General features: G+C 69.4%; 23 protein-coding genes. 14 read left to right on the top strand and 9 right to left on the bottom strand.

Annotated features, from left to right (window positions below):
- The first annotated feature begins 82 nt into the window (after positions 1-82).
- The 13 genes from DFP88_RS05650 (at position 83) to DFP88_RS05590 (ending at position 14,224) form a co-directional block, all read left to right on the top strand.
- Complete coding sequence (locus DFP88_RS05650) at positions 83-1,066, top strand: complex I NDUFA9 subunit family protein (protein WP_110813500.1); 984 nt, start codon at positions 83-85, stop codon at positions 1,064-1,066.
- 3 nt (positions 1,067-1,069) lie between these two features.
- Complete coding sequence (locus DFP88_RS05645; RefSeq protein ID WP_245904706.1) at positions 1,070-1,867, top strand: undecaprenyl-diphosphate phosphatase; 798 nt, start codon at positions 1,070-1,072, stop codon at positions 1,865-1,867.
- A gap of 149 nt (positions 1,868-2,016) precedes the next feature.
- Complete coding sequence (locus DFP88_RS05640) at positions 2,017-3,453, top strand: NAD(P)-dependent oxidoreductase (protein WP_110813499.1); 1,437 nt, start codon at positions 2,017-2,019, stop codon at positions 3,451-3,453.
- A 108-nt stretch (positions 3,454-3,561) separates the two neighbouring features.
- Entirely contained in the window at positions 3,562-4,341 is a 780-nt protein-coding gene (locus tag DFP88_RS05635; protein WP_110813498.1) for a hypothetical protein, read from the top strand.
- A gap of 67 nt (positions 4,342-4,408) precedes the next feature.
- Positions 4,409-4,870: a GFA family protein gene (locus tag DFP88_RS05630; protein ID WP_110813497.1), complete on the top strand. Its 462-nt coding sequence runs from the start codon at positions 4,409-4,411 to the stop codon at positions 4,868-4,870.
- A complete protein-coding gene (locus DFP88_RS05625; protein WP_110813496.1) occupies positions 4,867-5,301 on the top strand; it encodes a GFA family protein in 435 nt (144 codons plus the stop codon). Before DFP88_RS05630 ends, DFP88_RS05625 begins: the two co-directional genes overlap by 4 nt.
- Complete coding sequence (gene gltB / locus DFP88_RS05620; RefSeq protein ID WP_110813495.1) at positions 5,301-9,848, top strand: glutamate synthase large subunit; 4,548 nt, start codon at positions 5,301-5,303, stop codon at positions 9,846-9,848. Before DFP88_RS05625 ends, gltB begins: the two co-directional genes overlap by 1 nt.
- Positions 9,849-9,960: 112 nt before the next feature.
- Positions 9,961-10,650: a monofunctional biosynthetic peptidoglycan transglycosylase gene (gene mtgA, locus DFP88_RS05615; protein WP_110813494.1), complete on the top strand. Its 690-nt coding sequence runs from the start codon at positions 9,961-9,963 to the stop codon at positions 10,648-10,650.
- 71 nt (positions 10,651-10,721) lie between these two features.
- The gene (fzlA, locus tag DFP88_RS05610; RefSeq protein ID WP_110813493.1) at positions 10,722-11,387 is read left to right on the top strand and encodes an FtsZ-binding protein FzlA; all 666 of its coding nucleotides are present in this window, start codon (positions 10,722-10,724) and stop codon (positions 11,385-11,387) included.
- Between the two features lie 75 nt (positions 11,388-11,462).
- Positions 11,463-11,684: a hypothetical protein gene (locus DFP88_RS05605; protein WP_110813492.1), complete on the top strand. Its 222-nt coding sequence runs from the start codon at positions 11,463-11,465 to the stop codon at positions 11,682-11,684.
- On the top strand, positions 11,681-12,877 hold the full coding sequence (locus DFP88_RS05600) for a PQQ-dependent sugar dehydrogenase (protein WP_110813491.1): 1,197 nt from the start codon (positions 11,681-11,683) through the stop codon (positions 12,875-12,877). The genes DFP88_RS05605 and DFP88_RS05600 overlap by 4 nt, the downstream gene beginning before the upstream one ends.
- A gap of 43 nt (positions 12,878-12,920) precedes the next feature.
- Positions 12,921-13,970 (top strand): phosphatase domain-containing protein, encoded by a 1,050-nt coding sequence (locus DFP88_RS05595; RefSeq protein WP_110813490.1) that lies wholly within the window; start codon positions 12,921-12,923, stop codon positions 13,968-13,970.
- Positions 13,971-14,035: 65 nt separating this feature from the next.
- The gene (locus DFP88_RS05590) at positions 14,036-14,224 is read left to right on the top strand and encodes a hypothetical protein (protein ID WP_110813489.1); all 189 of its coding nucleotides are present in this window, start codon (positions 14,036-14,038) and stop codon (positions 14,222-14,224) included.
- Here the strand turns inward: DFP88_RS05590 and DFP88_RS05585 are convergent.
- From DFP88_RS05585 to DFP88_RS05555, 7 genes are all read right to left on the bottom strand, one after another.
- Positions 14,221-15,057, bottom strand: a complete 837-nt coding sequence (locus tag DFP88_RS05585) for a DUF1217 domain-containing protein (RefSeq protein WP_110813488.1) — start codon at positions 15,055-15,057, stop codon at positions 14,221-14,223. The two genes, DFP88_RS05590 and DFP88_RS05585, sit on opposite strands and share 4 nt — an antisense overlap.
- The gene (locus DFP88_RS05580) at positions 15,054-15,461 is read right to left on the bottom strand and encodes a flagellar biosynthesis repressor FlbT (RefSeq protein WP_110813487.1); all 408 of its coding nucleotides are present in this window, start codon (positions 15,459-15,461) and stop codon (positions 15,054-15,056) included. Before DFP88_RS05580 ends, DFP88_RS05585 begins: the two co-directional genes overlap by 4 nt.
- A gap of 10 nt (positions 15,462-15,471) precedes the next feature.
- The gene (locus tag DFP88_RS05575; RefSeq protein ID WP_110813486.1) at positions 15,472-15,906 is read right to left on the bottom strand and encodes a flagellar biosynthesis regulator FlaF; all 435 of its coding nucleotides are present in this window, start codon (positions 15,904-15,906) and stop codon (positions 15,472-15,474) included.
- A gap of 103 nt (positions 15,907-16,009) precedes the next feature.
- Positions 16,010-16,897 (bottom strand): flagellin N-terminal helical domain-containing protein, encoded by an 888-nt coding sequence (locus DFP88_RS05570; RefSeq protein WP_110813485.1) that lies wholly within the window; start codon positions 16,895-16,897, stop codon positions 16,010-16,012.
- Positions 16,898-17,079: 182 nt separating this feature from the next.
- Positions 17,080-17,427: a hypothetical protein gene (locus tag DFP88_RS05565; RefSeq protein WP_110813484.1), complete on the bottom strand. Its 348-nt coding sequence runs from the start codon at positions 17,425-17,427 to the stop codon at positions 17,080-17,082.
- Positions 17,424-17,720, bottom strand: coding sequence for a rod-binding protein (locus DFP88_RS05560; protein ID WP_110813483.1), 297 nt, complete (start codon positions 17,718-17,720; stop codon positions 17,424-17,426). Before DFP88_RS05560 ends, DFP88_RS05565 begins: the two co-directional genes overlap by 4 nt.
- The gene (locus DFP88_RS05555; protein ID WP_425450819.1) at positions 17,720-18,802 is read right to left on the bottom strand and encodes a flagellar basal body P-ring protein FlgI; all 1,083 of its coding nucleotides are present in this window, start codon (positions 18,800-18,802) and stop codon (positions 17,720-17,722) included. The genes DFP88_RS05560 and DFP88_RS05555 overlap by 1 nt, the downstream gene beginning before the upstream one ends.
- A 206-nt stretch (positions 18,803-19,008) precedes the next feature.
- On the opposite strand from DFP88_RS05555, the gene DFP88_RS05550 reads away from it, so the two are divergent.
- Positions 19,009-19,725, top strand: coding sequence for a response regulator transcription factor (locus tag DFP88_RS05550; protein WP_110813482.1), 717 nt, complete (start codon positions 19,009-19,011; stop codon positions 19,723-19,725).
- A 10-nt stretch (positions 19,726-19,735) separates the two neighbouring features.
- Here DFP88_RS05550 and DFP88_RS05545 read toward each other — a convergent pair whose 3' ends face one another.
- Positions 19,736-20,743 carry a flagellin gene (locus tag DFP88_RS05545; RefSeq protein ID WP_110813481.1) on the bottom strand — a complete coding sequence of 336 codons (1,008 nt, stop codon included), beginning with the start codon at positions 20,741-20,743 and terminating at the stop codon, positions 19,736-19,738.
- 11 nt (positions 20,744-20,754) lie between these two features.
- A complete protein-coding gene (flgK, locus tag DFP88_RS05540) occupies positions 20,755-22,170 on the bottom strand; it encodes a flagellar hook-associated protein FlgK (protein ID WP_110813480.1) in 1,416 nt (471 codons plus the stop codon).
- Between the last annotated feature and the right edge of the window lie 16 nt (positions 22,171-22,186).

Below are 22,186 nucleotides of genomic sequence, written 5' to 3'. Positions count from 1 at the left end.
TTTCTCTGGCGTGCCGGAGCCCGCTTGCCGCAGGCGGGCCATGACGCTAGACCGCGGATAGACGCGTGAAAGGACGGGGCCGATGAGCGGACTGGTGACCATCTACGGCGGATCGGGGTTCCTCGGCCGGTACATCGCGCAGCGCATGGCGGCGCAGGGCTGGCGCATCCGCATCGCCTGCCGCCATCCCTACGACGAGGACGCCTCGGGCACGCGCATCTACGGCGTGGTCGGACAGGTCGCCCCGGTGCTGTGCAACATCCGCGACGACGAGAGCGTGCGCACGGTGATGCAGGGCGCCGATGTCGTCATCAACTGCGTCGGCGTTCTGTCCGAGAGCGGCGCCAATACCTTTGACGCCATCCAGCACGAGGGGCCCGAGCGGATCGCCCGCATCGCCGCCGAGCTTGGCGTGGCGCGCATGGTCCATGTCTCGGCCATCGGCGCGGACGCGGACAGCGACAGCGACTATGCCCGCAGCAAGGCCGCCGGCGAGGCCGCGGTGCTGCGGCACATGCCGCAGGCGGTCATCCTGCGCCCCTCGATCATCTTCGGGCGCGAGGACGAGTTCTTCAACCGCTTCGCCGCCATGAGCGGGCCGATCCTGCCGGTGGTGGGCGCGGACACGCGGTTCCAGCCGGTCTATGTCGACGACGTCGCCCGCGCGGTCGAGCTGGTGGCCACCGGCGCCGCAGAGCCCGGGGTCTACGAGCTGGGCGGCCCGGACGTGATGACTTTCCGCGAGCTGATGCAGGAGATGCTGGGCGTCATCCGGCGCCGCAAGCTGATCGTGAACATGCCCTTCGGCCTGGCCGGTCTCATGGCCGGCGGGATGGGGCTGGTCGAGCGCCTTAGCTTCGGGCTGATCAAGGCGCCGCTGACCGGCGACCAGGTCGCGCAGCTGCGCCGCGACAACGTGGTGGCAGAGGGGGCGCGCGGCTTCGACGCGCTGGGCCTCAAGCCGATCTCCATGGGCTCGATCCTGCCCGAGTATCTCTGGCGCTTCCGCACCTCGGGCCAATACGCCGAGATCAAGGAATCCGCCCGCAACCTGCGGCGGGACTGACCCTTGCAGGCGCTGATCGCGCTGATCCTCGGCGCCGTCGAGGGGATCACGGAATTCCTGCCGGTCTCCTCGACCGGGCACCTGCTGCTGCTGGGCCATTTCCTGGGCTTCGAAAGCGCGGGCCGCACCTTCGAGGTGGTGATCCAGCTGGGCGCGATCCTGGCGCTGCTTCTGGTCTGGTCCGGGCGTCTTTTCACCATCCTGCGCGATGCGCCGCACGATCCCCGGGCCCGGCGGCTTGTCGCGGCGGTGCTGCTGGCTTTCCTGCCGGCGGCCGTGATCGGCGTCATCGCTCATCCGATCATCAAGACGGTGCTCTTCGAGACGCCGATGCTGATCGCCGTGATGCTGATCCTCGGCGGCTTCGTCCTGATCTACGTCGACAAGATGACGCTGACCCCCCGGTATCAGGAGACCGAGGATATCCCGATCCTCACGGCCATCGTCATCGGCTTCGTCCAGTGCCTTGCCATGATCCCCGGCACCAGCCGCTCGGGCGCGACCATCGTCGGCGCGCTGCTGATGGGGGTGAGCAAGCGGGCCGCGGCAGAGTTCAGCTTCTTTCTGTCGATGCCGACGATGATGGGCGCCGTGGCCTACGACATCTACAAGACGCGCGACATGCTGGACTGGTCGGCAACCTGGCTGATCGTGATCGGCTTCGTCTCGGCCTTCGTCAGCGCGGCGCTGGTGGTGCGCTGGCTGCTCGGCTTCGTCAGTCGCCGGGGCTATGCGCTTTTCGGCTGGTGGCGCATCGTGGTGGGGACGCTGGCCCTGATCGGCCTGTCGCTGGGCGCCTGAGGGTAAGCATAGCTGACCCTTTTCGGGCTTTCTCCAAGTAGAAAATTGCCTCTGACGCAATAATACTGCCAGAAGGGTCAGTATTGCTGACTTTTATGTCGTCCTAGCCTGCTGTATTGGGCATTCAGCAGCTAGCACGAGAGCGAGTCATGGCCGAAGAAAAGATGCTGAAGTTTGTCTCGGTCGAGCGCAGCATGCCCGAGAAGCGGCCGCCGATGCTGCGCCGCGAGGATTTCGGCGAGATCTACGCCGATTACGCCCGCGACCGCGCCGGCGAGCAGGCCGGGCGCTGCAGCCAGTGCGGCGTGCCCTACTGCCAGACGCATTGCCCGCTGCACAACAACATCCCCGACTGGCTGCGGCTGACCGCGCAGGGCCGCCTGCGCGAGGCCTGGGAGATCAGCCAGTCCACCAATACCTTCCCCGAGATCTGCGGCCGCATCTGCCCGCAGGACCGTCTGTGTGAAGGCAATTGCGTGATCGAGCAGGCGGGCCACGGCACCGTCACCATCGGCTCGGTCGAGAAGTTCATCACCGACACCGCCTGGGACGAGGGCTGGGTCGAACCCGTCTCTCCCGCGCAGGAGCGGCCCGAGAGCGTCGGTATCATCGGCGCCGGCCCTGCCGGCATGGCGGCGGCAGACATGCTGCGGCAGGCCGGTGTGCAGGTCACGATCTACGACCGCTACGACCGCGCCGGCGGGCTGATGACCTACGGCATCCCCGGCTTCAAGCTGGAGAAGGACGTGGTCATGCGCCGCGTGAAGCAGCAGCAGGACGGCGGCGTGGAATTCGTGCTGAACTGCACCGTGGGCGAGGATCTCAGCTTCGACGCGATCCGCGGCCGGCACGACGCGGTGCTGATCGCCACGGGCGTCTACAAGACGCGCGACCTTGTGGCGCCGGGCAGCGAGGCGGGCGGCATCGTCCGCGCGATCGATTACCTCACCGCCTCGAACCGCAAGAGCTTCGGTGACGAGGTGCCGGAGTTCGACAGCGGAGAGCTGGACGCCCGCGGCAAGCGCGTCGTCGTCATCGGCGGCGGCGACACGGCGATGGACTGCGTGCGCACCGCCATTCGGCAGGGCGCCGAGTCGGTCAAATGCCTCTACCGCCGCGACAAGGCGAACATGCCCGGCAGCCAGCGCGAGGTCGCCAATGCCGAGGAAGAGGGCGTGGAGTTCGCCTGGCTCTCGGCGCCCAAGGGCTTTGCCGGTGACCGCGTCGAAACGGTGGAGATCCACCAGATGCGCCTTGGCCCGCCCGATGCCACCGGCCGCCGCGCGCCCGAGCTGGTCGAGGGGGCCGATTATTCGGAGCCGGTCGATCTGGTCATCAAGGCGCTGGGGTTCGAACCCGAGGATCTGCCGCAGCTCTGGGGCACCGATGGGCTCGAGGTTACGCGCTGGGGCACAGTGCGGGCAGAGTTCGGGACCGGCCAGACCTCTCTCGATGGGGTCTATGCCGCCGGCGACATCGTGCGCGGCGCCAGCCTCGTGGTCTGGGCGATCCGCGACGGGCGCGAGTGCGCGCAGGCGATCCTGGACTACCTCGGGCAGGGCGCCGCGGCCGTCGCGGCCGAATAGGGCCGAGGGCCGGCTCTGTCCGGCGCCGATACCGATGCTACGCTGAGGCTGCCGCCGGGGCACGCGCAGGGCCCCTCCCGCCGCCGCAGGGATCTTCTGAGAGGTCGCATGATCGAAGGACTGCCTCTATCCCATCGCCTCGCCGTCGCCTCGCTGCGGACGGCCCTTGCCGCGCTGTGCCTGGCGCCCGTCGCCACCCCGGCGCAGGAGGCGCTGCCCGACAGCAGCCTGCCCGAGCAGCTGTTCCAGCTGCCCGCCGGCTGCGAGGCCTATGTCACCGTCCAGAAGCGCGACTGCGTCGTCAGCCACATGTTCACCTGCTCCGGCGATCCCGGCGGCCACCAGCGCCGGGTCGACATGGACGAGGAGGGGATGACCTACATCGGCCTCATCGACGCCGAGACGCAATGGATCGAAAGCCGTCACCTGCTGGCCGGCAGCGTCGAGACGCTGCAGCCCGGCCCGCGCGATCCCGCCTCCTTCACAGAGCTGGCCGCGACGGGCCGCGACGGGTTCGATTTCATCACCCGGCAGGAAGGGACCGGCCTGCGCACCCGCTACGTCGGCGAGGACCGCCTGACCGGCGAGACGGTGACCGTCGATGGCGTCACGCTCGAGCAGACGGAGTTCCAGGTGCGGGCCATCGACCCCGCGACCAAGCAGGAAGTCTGGCGCAGCGAGGGGAACGAGTTCATCAACCGCGACTGGCGCAGCTTCGTGTCGGGCACCCGCAGCGTGACCACGCCGAACGACAGCTACAGCAGCGATTCGCGCCCCGCGGCCTTCGCCTTTCCGGGGGAGGAAGGGTTCCTCTCTTCCGTGCCGCGCTACGGCTGCTCAGCGATGATGTCGCAGCTCGATCTCGGCCTGTCCGAGGCTCCGGCGTGATCCGCGCAATCGGCCCCCGGCCCCTGGCGGCGGTGCGCCGCGGCCTGCCGCAGGCGGAGGCCCGGGGATGAGCGGCGCCTTGGGTCCGGCACGCAGCGGCGGCTGCCTCTGCGGCTCCGTCCGCTTTACCGCGCAGGGGGCGGACGAGCAGTTCAATGCCTGCCATTGCCGCATGTGCCAGCGCTGGGTCGGCGGCCCCTTCATGGCTGTCTCCGTGCCGGCGGAGGGGCTGGCGGTGACGGGCGATTGGCACATCGGCACCTACCAGTCCTCCTGCTGGGCCGAGCGCGCCTTTTGCCGCCAGTGCGGATCGGCGCTGTGGTACCGGGTCACCGATCCGGGCAAGCGCGAGCGCGATGTCTTCGAGGTGCTGCTGGGCCTCTTCGACGATCCCTCGGGCATCGCGATGACGGGCGAGATCTTCATCGACCGCAAGCCAGAGGCCTATGCCCTGCACGGCGACCACCCGCGCCGGACGGAGGCCGAGATCCTGGCGCTCTACGCCCCTGCGGAAGGAGCCACGGCATGAGCGCCGCGATCACCGGCCACTGCCTCTGCGGCGCCGTCACCCTGAGCGTCGAGGGCGCCCATGATGCGCGCCTCGGCGCCTGCCACTGCCGCCTGTGCCAGCGCTGGACCGGCGGGCTTTTCCTCAGCTTCCATGCCGAGGACGAGGCCGTGCAGGTCACTGGCCCGGTGGTGCGCCATGCCTCGACCGGCTTTGCCGAGCGGGCCTTCTGCGGCACCTGCGGCGCGCATCTGTGGATGCGCGACACTGATCGCGCGGCACCGGGTTACGACCTGATGCCGGGCCTGTTCGACGCGGCGGCCGACTGGCCGCTGCATTCGGAAATCTACACCGACCGGGCCATGGCCTCGGTCCGTCTGTCCGGAGCCCATGCCCGCGCCACCCGCGCGGAATGGGAGGCCGGTAATCAACATGTCGAAGGAGACGCCTGATGACCAATTACGACGACTCCTGGGTCCGGGACGAGACCGCGAAGCGCGCCCGCATGGCGCGCGAGGGCCTGTACCGCGAGGATGACGAGCATGCCTCCTGCGGCGTCGGCCTCGTGGTGGCGATCGACGGCAGCGCCAGCCGCGACGTGGTGGTCAAGGGCATCCAGGCGCTCAAGGCGGTCTGGCACCGCGGCGCGGTCGATGCCGACGGCAAGACCGGCGACGGGGCCGGCATCCACGTGCAGATCCCGCGCAGCTTCTTCGACGACCAGATCCGCCGCACCGGCCACGAGCCGGTCGAGGGCAAGCCCGTCGCCGTTGGCCAGGTCTTCCTGCCGCGCACGGATTTTTCCGCGCAAGAGACCTGCCGCACCATCGTCGAGACCGAGGTGCTGCGGATGGGGCATTACATCTACGGCTGGCGGCACGTGCCGGTGAACATCGGCGTTCTGGGCGAGAAGGCGAATGCCACCCGCCCCGAGATCGAGCAGATCCTGATCCGCTGCGAGAAGGACCAGTCCGAGGAAGAGTTCGAGCGCGAGCTCTACATCACCCGCCGCCGGATCGAGCGCGCGAGCGCCGCCGCAGGGGTGCGCGAGCTGTATCTCGCCTCGCTGTCCTGCCGGTCGATCATCTACAAGGGGATGATGCTGGCGCAGGACGTGGCCGAATTCTATCCCGATCTGCTGGACGACCGCTTCGAGTCCGCCTTCGCGATCTATCACCAGCGGTATTCGACCAATACCTTCCCGCAGTGGTGGCTGGCCCAGCCCTTCCGGATGCTGGCCCATAACGGCGAGATCAACACCCTCAAGGGCAACGTCAACTGGATGAAGTCCCACGAGATCCGCATGGCCTCCTCGGCCTTCGGAGAGCTGGCCGAGGACATCAAGCCGATCGTGCCGCAGGGCAGCTCCGATTCCGCCGCGCTCGATTCGGTGTTCGAGGCGCTGGTGCGCGCGGGCCGCAACGCGCCGATGGCCAAGACCATGCTGGTCCCCGAAGCCTGGGCGAAATCCACCGACGAGATGCCCGCGGCCTGGCAGGACATGTATTCCTACTGCAACGCGGTGATGGAGCCCTGGGACGGGCCCGCCGCGCTGGCGATGACCGACGGCCGCTGGGTCTGCGCCGGGCTCGACCGCAACGGGCTGCGCCCGCTGCGCTACGTCGTCACCGGCGAGGGGCTGCTGGTCGCCGGATCCGAGGCCGGCATGGTCCCCTTCGACGAGCGTGACGCCGTCGATAAGGGGGCGCTGGGCCCCGGGCAGATGATCGCCGTGGACATGGCCGAGGGTGCGCTGTTCCACGACACCGAGATCAAGGACAAGCTGGCCGCCAGCCAGCCCTTCGGCGACTGGATCGAGAAGGTCACCGACCTCAGCCAGATCCTGCACGACGTCCCCGAAGAGCCGCTGTTCGACGGCGCCGAGCTGCGCCGCCGCCAGATCGCCGCCGGCTACAGCCTCGAAGAGCTGGAGCAGGTGCTCGCGCCGATGGCCGAGGACGGCAAGGAGATGATCGCCTCGATGGGCGACGACACCCCTTCCGCCGTGCTCTCGACCAAGTACCGGCCGCTGTCGCATTTCTTCCGGCAGAACTTCAGCCAGGTGACGAACCCGCCGATCGACTCCTTGCGTGAAAACCGGGTGATGAGCCTCAAGACCCGGTTCGGGAACCTCAAGAACGTGCTCGACGAGAACTCGGGCCAGACCGAGATCCTCGTCCTCGAAAGCCCCTTCGTCGCCAATTCCGAATTCGACGCCATGGTCGAGCAGTTCGGCGAGAGTGTCGCGCATATCGACTGCACCTTCCCCGCCGGCGGCGGGCGGGACGCGCTGGGCCGCGCGCTCGAGCGGATCCGCGGCGAGGCGGAAGAGGCCGTGCGTTCCGGCGCCGGGCACATCGTGCTGAGCGATCAGAACCAGGACGAGACGCGCGTCGCGATGCCGATGATCCTCGCGACTTCGGCCGTGCATTCGTGGCTGACGCGCAAGGGTCTGCGCACCTTCTGCTCGGTCAACGTGCGGTCGGCTGAATGCATCGATCCGCATTACTTCGCGGTCCTGATCAGCTCGGGCGCGACGACGGTGAACGCCTATCTGGCGCAGGATTCCATCGCCGACCGCATCGCGCGCGGGCTGATCGACGGCACCCTGAGCGAGGCGATGCGCCGCTACCGCGCCGCCGTCGATGCCGGCCTGCTGAAGATCATGGCGAAGATGGGGATCAGCGTGATCTCCTCCTATCGCGGCGGTCTGAACTTCGAGGCGGTGGGCCTGTCGCGTGCGATGTGCGCCGAGTATTTCCCCGGCATGCACAGCCGGATCTCGGGCATCGGCGTCGCCGGCATCCAGAAGAAGCTGGAAGAGGTCCATGCCAGGGGCTGGATCCAGGCCGGCAATTCCGTCGCCACCCTGCCGATCGGCGGCTTCTACAAGGCGCGCCGCGCCGGCGAGAAGCACGCCTGGGAAGCGACGACCATGCACATGATGCAGGCCGCCTGCGACCGCGCGAGCTACGAGCTGTGGACGCAGTACGCGCGCGCCATGCAGGCGAATCCGCCGATCCACCTGCGCGATCTTCTGGCGATCAAGCCGCTGGGCGAGGCGATCCCGATCGAAGAGGTCGAGAGCATCACCGCGATCCGCAAGCGTTTCGTCACGCCCGGCATGTCGCTGGGCGCCCTCTCGCCCGAGGCGCACAAGACGCTGAACGTCGCGATGAACCGCATCGGCGCGAAATCCGACAGCGGCGAGGGCGGCGAGGATCCGGCGCACTTCCACCCCGAGAGCAATGGCGACAACCCCAGCGCCAAGATCAAGCAGGTCGCCTCGGGCCGCTTCGGCGTGACGGCGGAATACCTCGGCGCCTGCGAAGAGCTTGAGATCAAGGTCGCGCAGGGCGCCAAGCCCGGCGAGGGTGGCCAGCTTCCGGGCATGAAGGTGACCGAGCTGATCGCAAGGCTGCGCCATTCGACGCCTGGCGTGACGCTGATCAGCCCGCCGCCTCACCACGATATCTACTCGATCGAGGACCTGGCGCAGCTGATCTACGACCTCAAGCAGATCAACCCGCGCGCCAAGGTGACGGTGAAGCTGGTCTCATCCTCCGGCGTCGGCACGATTGCCGCCGGCGTGGCCAAGGCCAAGGCCGACGTGATCCTGATCTCGGGGCACAACGGCGGCACCGGGGCATCCCCCGCGACCTCGATCAAGTACGCGGGTCTGCCCTGGGAGATGGGCCTGACCGAGGCGCATCAGGTGCTGGCGATGAACAACCTGCGCAGCCGGGTCACGCTGCGCACCGACGGCGGGCTGCGCACGGGCCGCGACATCGTCATGGCGGCGATGATGGGGGCCGAGGAATACGGCATCGGCACCGCCGCGCTGATCGCCATGGGCTGCATCATGGTGCGCCAGTGCCAGTCCAACACCTGCCCCGTCGGCGTCTGCACGCAGGACAAGGCCCTGCGCGAGAAGTACACCGGCACGGCGGACAAGGTGGTGAACCTGATCACCTTCTACGCCACCGAGGTGCGCGAGATCCTCGCCTCCATCGGGGCGCGCAGCCTTGATGACGTGATCGGGCGGGCGGATCTGCTGACGCAGGTCAGCCGCGGCGCGGCGCATCTGGACGATCTGGACCTGAACCCGCTGCTGATCACCGTCGATGGCGCCCAGCACATCACCTACGACCGCAACAAGCCGCGCAACGAGGTGATGGACACGCTCGACGCCGAGATCGTGCGCGATGCCGCGCGCTTCCTGAACGACGGCGAGAAGATGCAGCTGGAATACGCGGTGCAGAACACGCATCGCACCATCGGCACGCGGGTCTCGGCGCATATCGTCAAGAACTTCGGCATGCGCAACGCGCTGCAGCCCGACCACCTGCACGTGAAGCTCAAGGGATCGGCCGGGCAATCGCTTGGCGCCTTTGCCGCGCCGGGGCTGAAGCTCGAGGTGTCGGGCGATGCCAACGACTACGTCGGCAAGGGCCTCTCGGGCGGGACCATCGTCGTGCGCCCGCCGATGGCCAGCCCGCTGGTCGCTGCCGAGAACACGATCATCGGCAACACGGTGCTCTACGGCGCGACCGAGGGGTACCTCTTCGCCGCCGGCCGCGCCGGTGAGCGCTTCGCGGTCCGCAACTCGGGCGCGCATGTCGTGGTCGAGGGGGTCGGCACCAACGGCTGCGAATACATGACCGGCGGCGTCGCGGTGATCCTCGGCTCCATCGGCGCGAACTTCGGGGCCGGGATGACCGGCGGCATGGCCTATCTCTATGACCCCGAGGGGCGGGCCCCCGCGCTGATGAACATGGAGACGCTGGTGACCTGCCCGGTCACGGTCAGCCACTGGCAGCGCCAGCTGCACGCGCTGATCGAGCGGCACCAGAAGGAGACCGGCAGCCTCAAGGCCGCCGAGATCCTGCAGCACTGGGACCAGGAGCAGGCGAACTTCCTGCAGGTCTGCCCCAAGGAGATGCTGCGCCATCTCTCGCACCCCCTCTCGATCGAGGAGCGGGCCGTTCCGGCGGAATGACCCATGCGGGGGCGGCAGCAGTCGCCCCCGATCCGCTTGACCGCCCCGCCGGCCATGGCGCTTATGCGGGCATGACGACGACCCTTTCTTCCGCCCCGACCCGAGGCCCGCGATGAGGCTGCTGAGACGGCCCCTGCGGCGGCTGCGCCGCTGGCTGGTGCTGGGCCTTCTGGCGCTGGTCGGGGCCTTGGCGCTATCGCTTCTGGTGCTGCGCGTCCTGCCGCCGCCGACGACGCCCTATATCCTGTCCGAGGCCCGGCGCCTGGGCAGTGTCGAGCGGGAGTGGGTGCCGATGGAGCGTATCGCCCCCGTCATGGCCCGCGCCGCCGTCGCGGCGGAGGATGCGGATTTCTGCGAGCACTGGGGCCTCGACCTCGATGCGATCCGCGCCGCGCTGGAGGCGGGCGGCAGCCGTGGCGGCAGCACTATCAGCCAGCAGGTGATCAAGAACGTCTACCTCTGGCAGGACCGCAGCTGGCTGCGCAAGGGGATCGAGGCAGCGATCACGCCGGTCAGCGAGGCCATCTGGCCCAAGCGCCGCATCCTCGAGATCTATCTCAATGTCGCCGAGATGGGCGAGGGCGTCTTCGGCGTGGAGGCGGCGGCACGGCACTGGTTCGGCGTCTCGGCGGCGGATCTGACCCCGGTGCAGGCCGCGCGCCTTGCCGCGATCCTGCCCAGCCCGAGGACGCGCGATCCGGCCAACCCGACGGAGGCGCTGCGGGCCCGCGCGCGGTCCATCCTGTCCGGCGCCGCCACCATCGAGGCCGACGGCCGCGCCGCCTGTTTCGAGCAGGGCTGAGCCCGCCCCTTGAAGCCACGCGGCCCATGCTGCACAAGCGGCCAGCACCGTGCCGACCGGAGCCTTTCCCGATGAACCGTCTGTATCATTTCGCCCTGTCCCCCTATTGCCGCAAGGTCCGCCTGGTCCTGGCCGAGAAGCGCATCGAGGTGGAGCTGGTCGAGGAGCGATACTGGGACAAGGAGGCGGACTTCCTGCGCCGCAATCCTGCGGGCAAGGTGCCGATCCTCAAGTTCGGCAGCCGCATGATGGCTGAGAGCCAGGCGATCTGCGAATACCTCGAGGAAACGCATCCCGAGCCGGCGCTGATGCCCAAGGACCCCGAAGCCCGCTACGAGGTGCGCCGCCTGACCGCCTGGTTCGACGACAAGTTCAACGAGGAAGTCACCACCCGGCTGATGACCGAGCGCTTGTTCAAGAAGCTGATGGGCGGCGGTTATCCCGACAGCACCATGGTCAAGGCCGGTGCCCGGGCGATCAAGTACCACCTCGATTACATGCACTACCTGCTGGAGCAGCGGCGCTGGCTGGCCGGGCCCGAGCTGAGCCTGGCCGATTTCGCCGCCGCGGCGCATCTGAGCTGCCTCGACTACATCTCGGACGTGGACTGGAACCGCTCCGAGACGGTCAAGGACTGGTATGCCAAGATCAAGTCGCGGCCGGCCTTCCGGTCCATCCTTGCCGACCAGGTGCCGGGGTTCCCGCAGCCCGCGCATTACGCCGACCTCGATTTCTGATCCTCTGGCCGGAGAGGGGGGCTGTCTGCCCCCCGTCGCCTTGCGGCGACTCCCCCCGAGAGTACTTGAGGAAACATGAAGAGCACGGGTCTTACGCAGCGGTGTCACGCGCGCGCCTTCGACGACAGGGTCGCCGCGCTGGGCCTCTGCCGGGCCGATGCGAGTCCCGGGGCGCGAGCGCTGGCGCGCGATGACGATCGGGTGATCGCCGGGGCGGCGCGCCGGGCCCCGTCGCGGCTGGCGGGCGCGGCGGCGCGTCCTACCCTTGTCTCGCAATCCAAGGAGGACGAGACATGACGACGCGACTGACACTGGCGCTCGCCGCGCTGCTTCCGGCCTGCGCCGCGGCGCAGGATGCCGTACCGACCGGCGCCCCTGTCGAGCAGGGGCCGAAGAACGCCGATTTCGAGCCGGCCTTCGAGAACCAGACCCGCGCCCCGGCGCTGGCCGAAACCGCCGTCAGCCCCACCACGGTGGTCGACGGGCTGGTCCATCCCTGGGGCATCGCGCCGCTGCCCGAAGGCGGCTGGCTGGTGACCGAGCGGGCGGGCCGCCTGCGCGTGCTGGGCGAGGACGGCAGCCTGTCGGAGCCGCTGTCGGGCCTGCCGCAGGTCGATGCCCGCGAGCAGGGCGGGATGCTGGACGTCACGACCGGCCCCGATTTCGGCAGCGACCGCATGGTCTATTTCACCTATTCCAAGCAGGTCGAGGGGGGCACCGTCACCGCCGTCGCCCGTGGCACCCTGGCCGAGGATCTGTCGGGGCTGAGCGGGGTCGAGGACATCTTCCTGCAGACGCCGCCCGCCGATACCCCGGCGCATTACGGCAGCCGGTTGATGTTCGACGGCGAGGGGCACCTCTTCGTCAGCATGGGCGAGCATTTCTCGGATGCGAACAGGCAGCTGGCGCAGGACAACTCCACGACCTACGGCAAGGTGATCCGCATCCTGCCCGACGGATCCATTCCCGAGGGCAATCCGCAGCTGGAGGGCTGGGAGCCGGCGATCTGGAGCACCGGGCACCGTAACCCGCAGGGCCTTGCCATGGATGCGGATGGCCAGCTCTGGGAGATCGAGCATGGGCCCGCAGGCGGCGACGAGCTGAACCTTGTCGAGCCGGGGCTGAACTACGGCTGGCCCGAGGTCAGCTACGGGCTGCGCTACGACGGCGGCGCCATCGGCAGTGCGCAGGCGCGGGCCGAAGGCTTCGAGGAGCCGGTCTACTACTGGGACCCGGTGATCGCGCCCAGCGGTGCGCAGTTCTACGACGCCGATGCCTTCGAGGGCTGGGAGGGCGACCTGCTGATCGCCTCGCTGCGCCCGGGCGGCGTGGTCCGGCTGCAGATCAAGGACGGCCGCGTCGTCGGCGAGGAGCGGATAGCCACGGACCTCGGCCGTGTCCGCGACGTCGAGGTGGCGCCGAACGGCGATGTGCTGGCGCTGACCGACTACGACAACGGCGCCGTTGTCCGGATCAGCCCGGCGCAATGAGCGCGGTTCGGTGACGCAGAGGCGCCGCAGATCGCCCCGGCCCTTGCGCCGGCTGCTGCGGCGTCTCGGCCTGCGGGTCGAGCGGGCGCTCGACTGGCTCTGGGCCCGCAGCCACCGCCGGGGCGACAGCGCCCCGGTCATCGCCGGCTACGTCGGTTATTCCACGCCGGACAGCCTTGTCGCGCGGGGCCGCGTCCTGAGCCACGTGCGGCGGCACGAGCCGCGGGCGGACCAGAGTGTCTGGATCAACCTGCGCCAGATGCTGTCTCTGTTCCTGACCGACGAGGTGGCGGGCGTCACGGTCCGTGTCCCGGATGCCGGGGTCAGCGCGGTCACCGATGCCGAGGGGTATTTCACCCTGACCGTCCCGCGCGCCGGGCGCAGCGGCTGGCTGCAGGTCCCGGTCGAGATCGCGGATACGCCCGAGGCGCGGGCGGTCCTGCCGGTTCTGGCGACGCAGCCCGGGGCGCGCTTCGGCACGATCAGCGATATCGACGACACGCTCATGCATACCGGCGCATGGTCGCTGCCGCGGAACCTCTGGGTATCGCTGACGGGCAACGTGCTGACCCGGCGGGTGCATCCCGATGCGGCAGAGCTTCTGGACCGCCTCGCGCTGCGCGGCAGCCCGGTCTTCTACGTCAGCTCCTCGCCCTGGAACCTGCATGACTTCCTCGAGGCGATCTTCGCCCGCGCCGGGCTGGTGCGCGGGCCGCTGTTCCTGCGCGACCTCGGCCTCAGCGCCGCCGAGAAGGCCCCCTCGGGGCACTTCGGTCACAAGGGGCGAGCGATCGATCTGATCCTGGCCGCCAATCCGGGCCTGCGCTTCGTGCTGATCGGCGATACCGGCCAGCACGACGCCGCCATCTATGCCGCCGCCGCCGCGCGGCATCCGGGCCGTATCCTGCGCGTCGTCCTGCGCAACGCCGGCCGCGAGGCAGAGCCCGAGGCGCTGGCCGCGCTGGAGGAGGCCGGCGTTCCGACCGATCTCGTTCAGCACTACGGAGCCGTCATGCCGGGGGGGATGCCGCGGGACGAGGCGCCCTTTGCCGCAGGGTCCGCCGCCGTACCGAGGGCCGTTTCGGCGGAATGACCATGATGAATCCGGCGTGATTTACGCTATGGTAACCCATGCTCAGGACCTGGGGAGGAATCGGCATGGACCACAGCGGCATCATCGCCCATACGCATCAGCCGCGCGGCAGCGACAGGGTGAAGCGCTACCTCGTCATCGACCGGATGGATGCGCCCATGAAGCAGGCCCGCCTGCTGCATGCACGCCCGCAAAGCCGCAGCGACAGCCGGCTGGCGCATTTCATGCGCATCGCGCGCGGGGTGCGGGCCTAGCGCCGGTAGGCCGAGGCGCCGGAAAGGACCGAGACGTCGATGGCGCTGATATCCAGCAGCCGCGGCGTCCAGTTTCCCGAGGCGCTGGCCTGCGCGCCCGCCATGAGCTGGACCGCCGCGCTCGAGGCCGCGGCGGCGCCGCTCTTGGCATCCGTCAGGGCGGTGTAGCGGCGCAGGATGCTTTCGACTTCCCGCGGGTCCTTCAGGTCCGAAAGATCCATCTTGCCCGCGAACATCTCGACCTGCCGGTCGAGGTCGATGCCGGCGACGGCTTCCGGGATGCCCAAGGCGCCGCGCAGCACCCGGCTGAGCGCGGGATTGCCGAGGACGTCGTACCAGCTGCGCACCGAGGCTGCGTCGCGGCGGAAGGTCAGCGCCTGGCCAACGGCCTCGTTCTGCGCGGCGGCGTCGTTGATGAAGGCCTGCTCGACGTAGCGGTCCACCAGGCCCTCGATCCAGGCGGGATCCTTGGTATTCTCGTTGACGGTGCCGCCTTCGGTGAAGCCGAGGCCGTCGTAGAGCGCCTCGAACCGGGGGTCGGTCATCCTGTTGATCAGCGCGCCCGGCTCGCTGTCGTCGCTTTGCAGGATCTTGCGGATCATCGCCTTGCCGAAGATCTGATCCTCGAGGTCATGGGCCTTCATCACGAAGCGGTAGACCTCAGGATCGGCGATCAGCTGGTCGACGGTCTGGATATCGTCGATCCGGCTGCGAAAGGCCTCGATCTCGCGCGATTGCATTGCGCCGGTCTCGATCAGCGCCATCTGCCGCTCGCGCGTGGCGGTCGAGAGCGTCAGCCCCACCGAGGCGCCCATGCCGGCGATCGGGATCATGCCGCGCTGTCCTCTGCCTGCGGCAGGGCCGCGGCCTCTTCGCGCATCATCGGGCGCAGGGCGCGCAGCGCCTTGTAGAAATCGCCCATGGCGATGAAGGTCGCGGCTTCCATCAGGTCGCCGCGATGCGCCGAGGCGAAACTGGTCGCCGAGAGCGTCGCGAGGCGGTCGCGGATCGCGGGGGCCAGCGCCTCGCGCAGGTCGGAGCGGGTCAGGGCGGTCTGCACGAGGAAGTAGACCTGCGCCGCCGGGGTGGCGGCGGCCTCGGCATCGAGCAGGTCCTGCCCGCGGACGACATCGGCCTGGCTTTCGACGATCATCACGTGCCGCCGCCCGCTGTTGCGCAGGGCGCAGCCGTTGACGATGATCCGTTCGTTCGGCTTGAGCGTCAGCTTGAGTGCCATGCCGTCCCCCTCACGTCGCCAGAGAGACGGAGGCGGCGGCCTGCGCCTCGGTCGCGGGCTGCGCGGGGCGGGCCGAGAGGCCGTCGACGATGGCGCGGTTCACCTCGACCAGCGGGCCGACGCTGTCCCTGCCGCGCAGGGCGGCGGTAGTCTGGCGGTCGACCCAGGCCGAGATCGAGATGAGCTGTGCCCGCAGCGCCGGAGCGAGGCCATTCCCGGCCTCGGCGAGGTCGAGGCGCAGCGCGGCCCAGAGGCTCTGATTGCGCACCAGCGCCTCGCGCAGGCCCGAGGCAAGGATCGACAGCCGCGCGGTGCGGGCGCTGTCGCCGTCGAAGGCCGGGGCAAAGGCCTCGATCCGGGCGGCGGCCTCGGCCAGCAGGCGGCGTTCGATATGGCGGGGGGAATCGCTTTCGCGAAGGGTATTTCTGTAGGCGGCAACGCTCATGGCTTCTGCTCCTCGCTGCGGCCCGCTTCTGCGGGCGCGTGTTCCGGCCACCGCGGGCCGAAAAGGACGGGGCGGGCCCGAAGGCCCGCCCCGCGATCACCCGTTAGCGGAACAGGCTCAGGATGTTCTGCGGCGCGGAGTTCGCGATCGACAGAGCCTGGCTGGCCAGCTGCTGCTGGACCTGAAGGGCCTGAAGGCGCGCGGCCTCGCTCTCCATGTCGGCATCAACGAGCGAGCCGACGCCGCTGTCGATCTTGTCGGTCAGGTTGGTCAGGAACTCCTGCTGCTGCTCGAGCGTCTTCTCGGCCGAGCCGAGGGTGGCGGCGGCGGAGGTGGACTGGGCGACGGCAGCGCTGGCGAGCGCGAGCGCATCCGCAACGCTCATGTCGGGAGTGCCATCGCCATCAGCGTCGGTCGTCAGGTCGATCGAACCGATGCCGGTGCCGCCGTCGGCTGCGCTAATCAGCATGGTGCCCAGGTCCGTGGCGGCCACGGTGATCTCGGTGGTGCTGACCGAGCCGGTTTTGTTCGCCGAGTCGTAGGAGGAGCTGACGCCGGTGATGATCGTGGTGCCCGTGCTGTCGGCGGCCAGGAGGTTCTGCCCGTTGTAGCTGGCCTGGCTGATCGAGTTGCGCATGTTCGACAGCAGGTTGTTGACAGACTCCTGGATCGTCTCCTTGTCGACGGTGTCCTGCAGCGCGGTGGAGAGCAGGTCCTTCAGCTGGGTGGTCATCTCGACCATGCTCTCGGCGCCCAGCGACGCGGTCGCGATGGAGCCGCGGGCCAGCGTCAGGCCGTCGTTGACCGCCTTGTTCATCGAGCTCTCGGAGCTCATCGTCTTGGCGATCGAGAAGTAGGAGGCGTTGTCCTTCGCGCTGGCGACCTTCAGGCCGCTCGAGATGCGGTCCTGCGTGGTGGACAGGTTGCTGTTGATGCCGCGAAGGGTGGTCAGCGCATTCATCGCGCTGTTGTTGGTCAGAATGGACGACATGCGTCTTCTCCGTGATCTGTTCTGGTCACTGGTTTCGTCTTTCTGACGAAGCGAGCCCGCTGCGGGGCCGTGATGGTGATATTGGCGGCCCCGGTTTTGCGCGGGTTACGGTTTGTGTGTCTTATCCGTGGCTTGCGGGGTGTTTGCGCCCCTTTTGCGCCGCAATTGTGCGGGCGCGGTCCCTACCAGGTCCGGTCGAACCGGCCCGATGCGCCGGGCTGCGCGGGGGCCGGATCGCCGGAGCGGCCGTATAGCCCCTTGAGCGAATGGCGGTCGCGGACCCGGCGCAGCTCGGCGGCAAGGCCGGCGGTCGCCTCGGTCAGCATGTCCAGCAACCGCGCGTCCTCGGCGATCAGGGCGCGCAGCTCGGGCAGGCCCTCGGGCGTCTTGGACGGATCCTGCGCCTCGATCAGGGCGGCGAGGCGGGCCTTCTCTGGCGCGAGCCTGTCGATCACCGGCAGGTCGCCGCGGCGGATGGCGGCGATCTCTTCGGTCAGGAGCACGGTGAGGGCGGCGACGGGCGCGGTCATTCGTCCTCACCCATGCGGGCCTGATAGGCCTCGATGCTGGCCTCGACGCTGCGGGCGATGCCGGTGCCGCCGCCAGCGGCGATCTCGCTGGCATAGGCCTGCGCCAGGAAGCCGCGCCAGATCTCCTCGGCCTCGCCGCCGCCGAAGCTGCCCATGTCGACGGTGCGCAGCATCTCCTCGACGGTCTGGGTCAGGAACATCGCCTCGAACTCCCGCGCGGTGGCTGCGGCTTCGCTTTCGCGCGCCGGGGTGCGGGAGGGCAGGGCGGGCTGGGGGGCTGTCACCTCGGTCATCAGATGATCTCCAGATCGGCATGAAGGGCGCCCGCCGCCTTGAGCGCCTGCAGGATGCTGATGGTCTCGGTCGCGCCGAGGCCGATGGCGTTCAGCCCGTCGACAAGCCGCTGCAGGCTGACGTCCCCCTCGAGGATCGAGAAATTCGCCTCGCGCTCTTCCACCGCGACGGAGGTCTGCGGCACCACGACCGTCTCGCCGATGCTGAAGGGCTCCGGCTGGCTGACCTCGATATCCTCGCGCACGGTGACCGTCAGCCCGCCCTGGCTGACGGCGACGCGGTCGATGCGGACGTTCTGGCCGATCACGATGGTGCCGGAGCGGGCGTCGATCACCACGCGGGCCATGCTGTCGGGCGTCACGCGCAGCCCCTCGATCGCGGCCATGAAGCCGGGCAGATCGCCCTTCTCATAGGGGTTCACCTCGATCGTCGTGGCATCGAGCGCGCGGGCGGTATTGGCGCCGAGTGCGCCGTTGATCGCCTCTTCCACCCGCTGGGCGGTGGTGAAATCCGGCACCCGGAGCGAGATGCGCACCGAATCGAGGCTGTCGAAGGCGAAGGCGATCTCGTTCTCGACCGTGGCGCCGTTCTCGATCCGGGCGACGGTGGGGACGCCCTCGACGATGCTGGCATTGATGCCCTGCGCCGCGTAGCCGGCCACGGCGATCGGCCCCTGTGCCACGGCATAGACTTCGCCGTCGGCGCCCGAGAGCGGGGTGACGATCAGCGTGCCGCCGCGCAGGCTGTCCGCATCGCCGAGGCTGCTGACCACCACGTCGATGGTGTTCCCGCGCCGGGCGAAGGGCGGCAGCATCGCGGTGACCATGACCGCGGCGGTGTTGCTGGTGCGCATGTCCTCTTCGGAGAGGTTGCCGACGCCGAGGCGCTGCAGCATCCCCTCAAGGCTCTGCTCGGTGAAGGGGCTATTGCGCAGCGTGTCGCCGGTGCCGTTCAGCCCGACCACAAGGCCGTAACCGACGAGCTGGTTCTCACGCATCCCCTCGAAGAAGGCGATGTCCTTGATCCGCACATCCGCCTGCGCCGCCACCGCCGTCAGGCAGGCGATCATCAGCAGAAGCATTCCGACGAGCCGCAGGATGAGGGGAGGGATCGCCATCAGCACCTGCCTCCAGGGGAAGGGGTCGTCCACGATATCGAAGCGGTGTCCGCGCATCACAAGTATAAACCTGTCTTCAGGCAAGCATATCTATTCCTATACTTGACCTATTCGCGACAAAGGTCAAAGCTATTCATGTTCTTCGGACCGAAGCCAGAGCGGGACAGCCCATGCACCTCTACATCCTGGAGCCGCGGCTCGAGCGGCATGCCGGCCTGACGGCCGAGCTGGCCTCGGCCCGGCTGGTGGCCGTCCCGATCGACGAGAGCTTCTTTCGCCGGGATCTGGGCCTCTTGCTGCAGGGAGGGGCGCAGGGGCGGCCCTTCCTGCTGTCGGTCGCGGCGCCAGAGGTGGCCGGTCATGTGCGGGCGCTGCGCGCGGCGGGCTGCATGAACCCGGTGCTGACGATGCGCGACATGCGCAACTCCGCCCATGCAGCGGCGCTGCTGGATGCCGGGGCGGACGACGACCTGGTGGTGCCGATCAAGGCGCAGGAGCTGCGCAGCCGCATCCACGCGATCCAGCGCCGCGCCAGCGGCCATGCCGCCGAAAGCCTGCAACTGGGCGAGGTGACGGCCTTCTTCGACGGGCGCGATCCCGAGGTCGCGGGCCAGAGGATCAAGCTGTCGCGCCGCGAGCACGCGATCTTCCACCACCTCGCGCTGAACGCGGAGAAGGTGGTGTCGAAGGCGGCGATCTACGACGCGGTCTACGGCATGGCCGAGGCGCAGCCCTTCGACAAGGTCATCGACGTCTACATCTGCAAGATCCGCAAGAAGATCGATGCCGCCGCCGAAACGGGGCGCCAATACATCGAGACGGTGCATGGCCGCGGCTACAAGCTGTCCTCCGGGATGCCGCTGGACGGCTGCGCCGCCGCCGTCTGACGGCGGCGGATCAGAGGAAGTTCAGCAGGCTCAGCCCCGAAAGCCGCGCGGTGACGGCGTAGGTCGCCTGAAGCCGTGTCTCCAGCTCGCTCACGCGGGTCGCGGCCTCGTAGGGATCGACGGCTTCGAGCGAGAGGACCTGCTGCTGGTAGAGGTCGCTGCGCGATTGCTGCACGGCGATCGTCCGGTCCAGCCGCGCCTGCTGGGTGCCCAGCCGCGTCTCGGTCTGCGTCAGCCCCGACACGCCCGACGAGAGGGCCGAAAGCGCCTCTTCCATGTAGGCGGCATAGGCCTCTTCGTCGTCGATCTGCGAGACGTCGATGGCGGCCAGCATCGACAGCCCGCGCAGCGCCTCGCGCATCATCGGATCGTCGGCCTGCACGCCGTAAGTCAGGCTCACGCCCTCGTCGATCTGGGCGCTCGAGCGCGGCCCCTCGGAGGCCGGGGTGCCCCGGTAGAAGGCGGCGAATCCCTCTTCGGTGAAGAGCGCGGCGATATCGGCCGCCGTCTGGCGTGCGCCGGCCTCCGTCGCCGGGGGCGCGCCGGCGGCCGCGGCCAGCACCGCGTCGTCCCAGTCGATGGCGGGGCGGTCGCTGGCGGCGCCCGAGAACAGGTGGCTGCCGCCGTAGCTGCCGTTCAGCTGGGCCGCCACCTGCTCAAGCGCACCCTGCGCCAGCGCCTGCAGCTGCGCGGCACCGACGGTCTTGGTGGCGCTGGCGCTGGCGGCGGGGGACATCACCGCCGTGATGGTATCGCGCATCTCCGAAAGCGCCAGCGCCGTCGCCTCCATCCGGCCGGCGAGGGCGGTATTGGCGCCGATCAGCCCAAGAGTGCGATCCTGCCCGGCCCGCAGCTCGAGCGAGACGGCGGTCCCGGCGCCGAGATCGCCGTAGGGATCGGCGGTCAGGCCGGTCGCGACCTCTTGGGCGGCGCGGTCCAGCTGGCCTTGCAGCCGGGCGACGTGGTCGCGCTGGGCGCGCATGATGTAAGTGCTCGACAGGCCGGAGATACTGCTCATCGGGGTCTCCTTCAGACGGCGGCCAGCAGCGTGTCGATCATCTCGGCGACGCTGGTCAGGACCTTGGAATTGGCAGCATAGCTTTGCTCGATCTCGAGAAGCTGGCCGAGCTGGTCGTCGATCGAGACGCCTTCGGCGGCCTCGCGGCTGCTGCCCATCGCGGCGGTGGTCACCGCGGCGGCCGAGGCCGCCTCTGCGGCGCGCGCCTTGAGGCCCTGCGCATCGGTCATCACGCCCGCCGCCAGCGCCGGCAGCCCGAGGCGCGCGCCAAGGCCGGCGGCGGGGTCGACGGTGTGATCGGCCTCAAGAACTCCGATGAAGGCGGCGATCTGGGTGCCGTCGCTGGCCGCGCCTTCGGTCTGGGCGCCGGCGCCGTCGCGGATCCGCCAAAGCGCGCCGCCCCGCTCCGGATCGACGGAGGCGTTCACGCCGATGCGCCCGGCAAGACCCTGCGAATCGCTCCCGGCGCCGCCGGTATCCACGAAAAGCCCCTGCTGCCCCGGCGCGAGGCTGGCATCCGCCGCGGCAAAGCCCTCGATCAGGACCCGCGCCGTCTCGTCCAGCTGCGCCTGCAGGCGCGGCATGTCGTCCGACAGCAGCGTGAGGCGGCCGGCGATGCTGCCCTCGGACGCCCCGCGAGAGCCGGCCTCGCTCGGGGTGATGTCGACGCCGCCCGCGGTCAGCCTGCCGGTGGCCGGGGTATAGGCCAGCGTCTGCGCCTCGCCGCCCTCGACCAGCGCGGCGCCGCCACTGGTGCGCAGCGTCACCCGCCCGTCCGCGCCGGTGCTGGCGGAAAACGCCATCAGCGGGGCCAGCGCATCGAGCGCGGCGTCCATCTCGTCGCCCAGGGCGGCGCGGCTTGCCGTCGGGCTCGTATCGGCGGCGAGCCGGTCGTTCAGCGCGGCGATCTGCGAAAGCAGCCCGTTCGCCCGGTCCACGTCGCGGGCGACGGCGCCGCGGGCATCCTCGGCGGCCTGCGACAGGCTGCCGGCCAGCCCATTCAGCTGCCCCGCCAGCCCTTGGGCGGCATCGAGCACCGCCAGCTGCTGCGCCGAGGAGGCCGGCGTGACCGAGAGCGTGTCGAAGGCGGTCTGCAGCGCCGTCAGATCGGCGCTGAGCGTGCCCGCGTCGCCGGGATCGCCCAGCATCGCGGCATAGGGCACCAGCGTGGCCGAGGCCGCATCCTGCGTCGCCTGCCGGGACATCGCCAGCCGGTGCAGCCGGTCCAGCGCGGCATCCGCGTCGCGTCGGATCGCCGTGACCTCGACGCCCGCGCCGCCGCCAAGCTGCCGCGAGGTGACGATGGTGCTGCGGCGGACGTAGCCGTCCGTCCCGGCATTGGCGATATTGCCTGCGACGGTCTGCGACCGCGCGGCCGCGGCGCTCAGGCCGCTGCGGCTGGAGAGGAGGGCGCCGGTCAGGCTCATGGCGGGGGTCCCCTAG

Source organism: Pseudoroseicyclus aestuarii (genome assembly GCF_003217255.1).
In the GTDB taxonomy this organism is placed as follows: Bacteria; Pseudomonadota; Alphaproteobacteria; order Rhodobacterales; family Rhodobacteraceae; genus Pseudoroseicyclus; species Pseudoroseicyclus aestuarii.
This window is presented reverse-complemented; position numbering and strand designations above follow the sequence as displayed.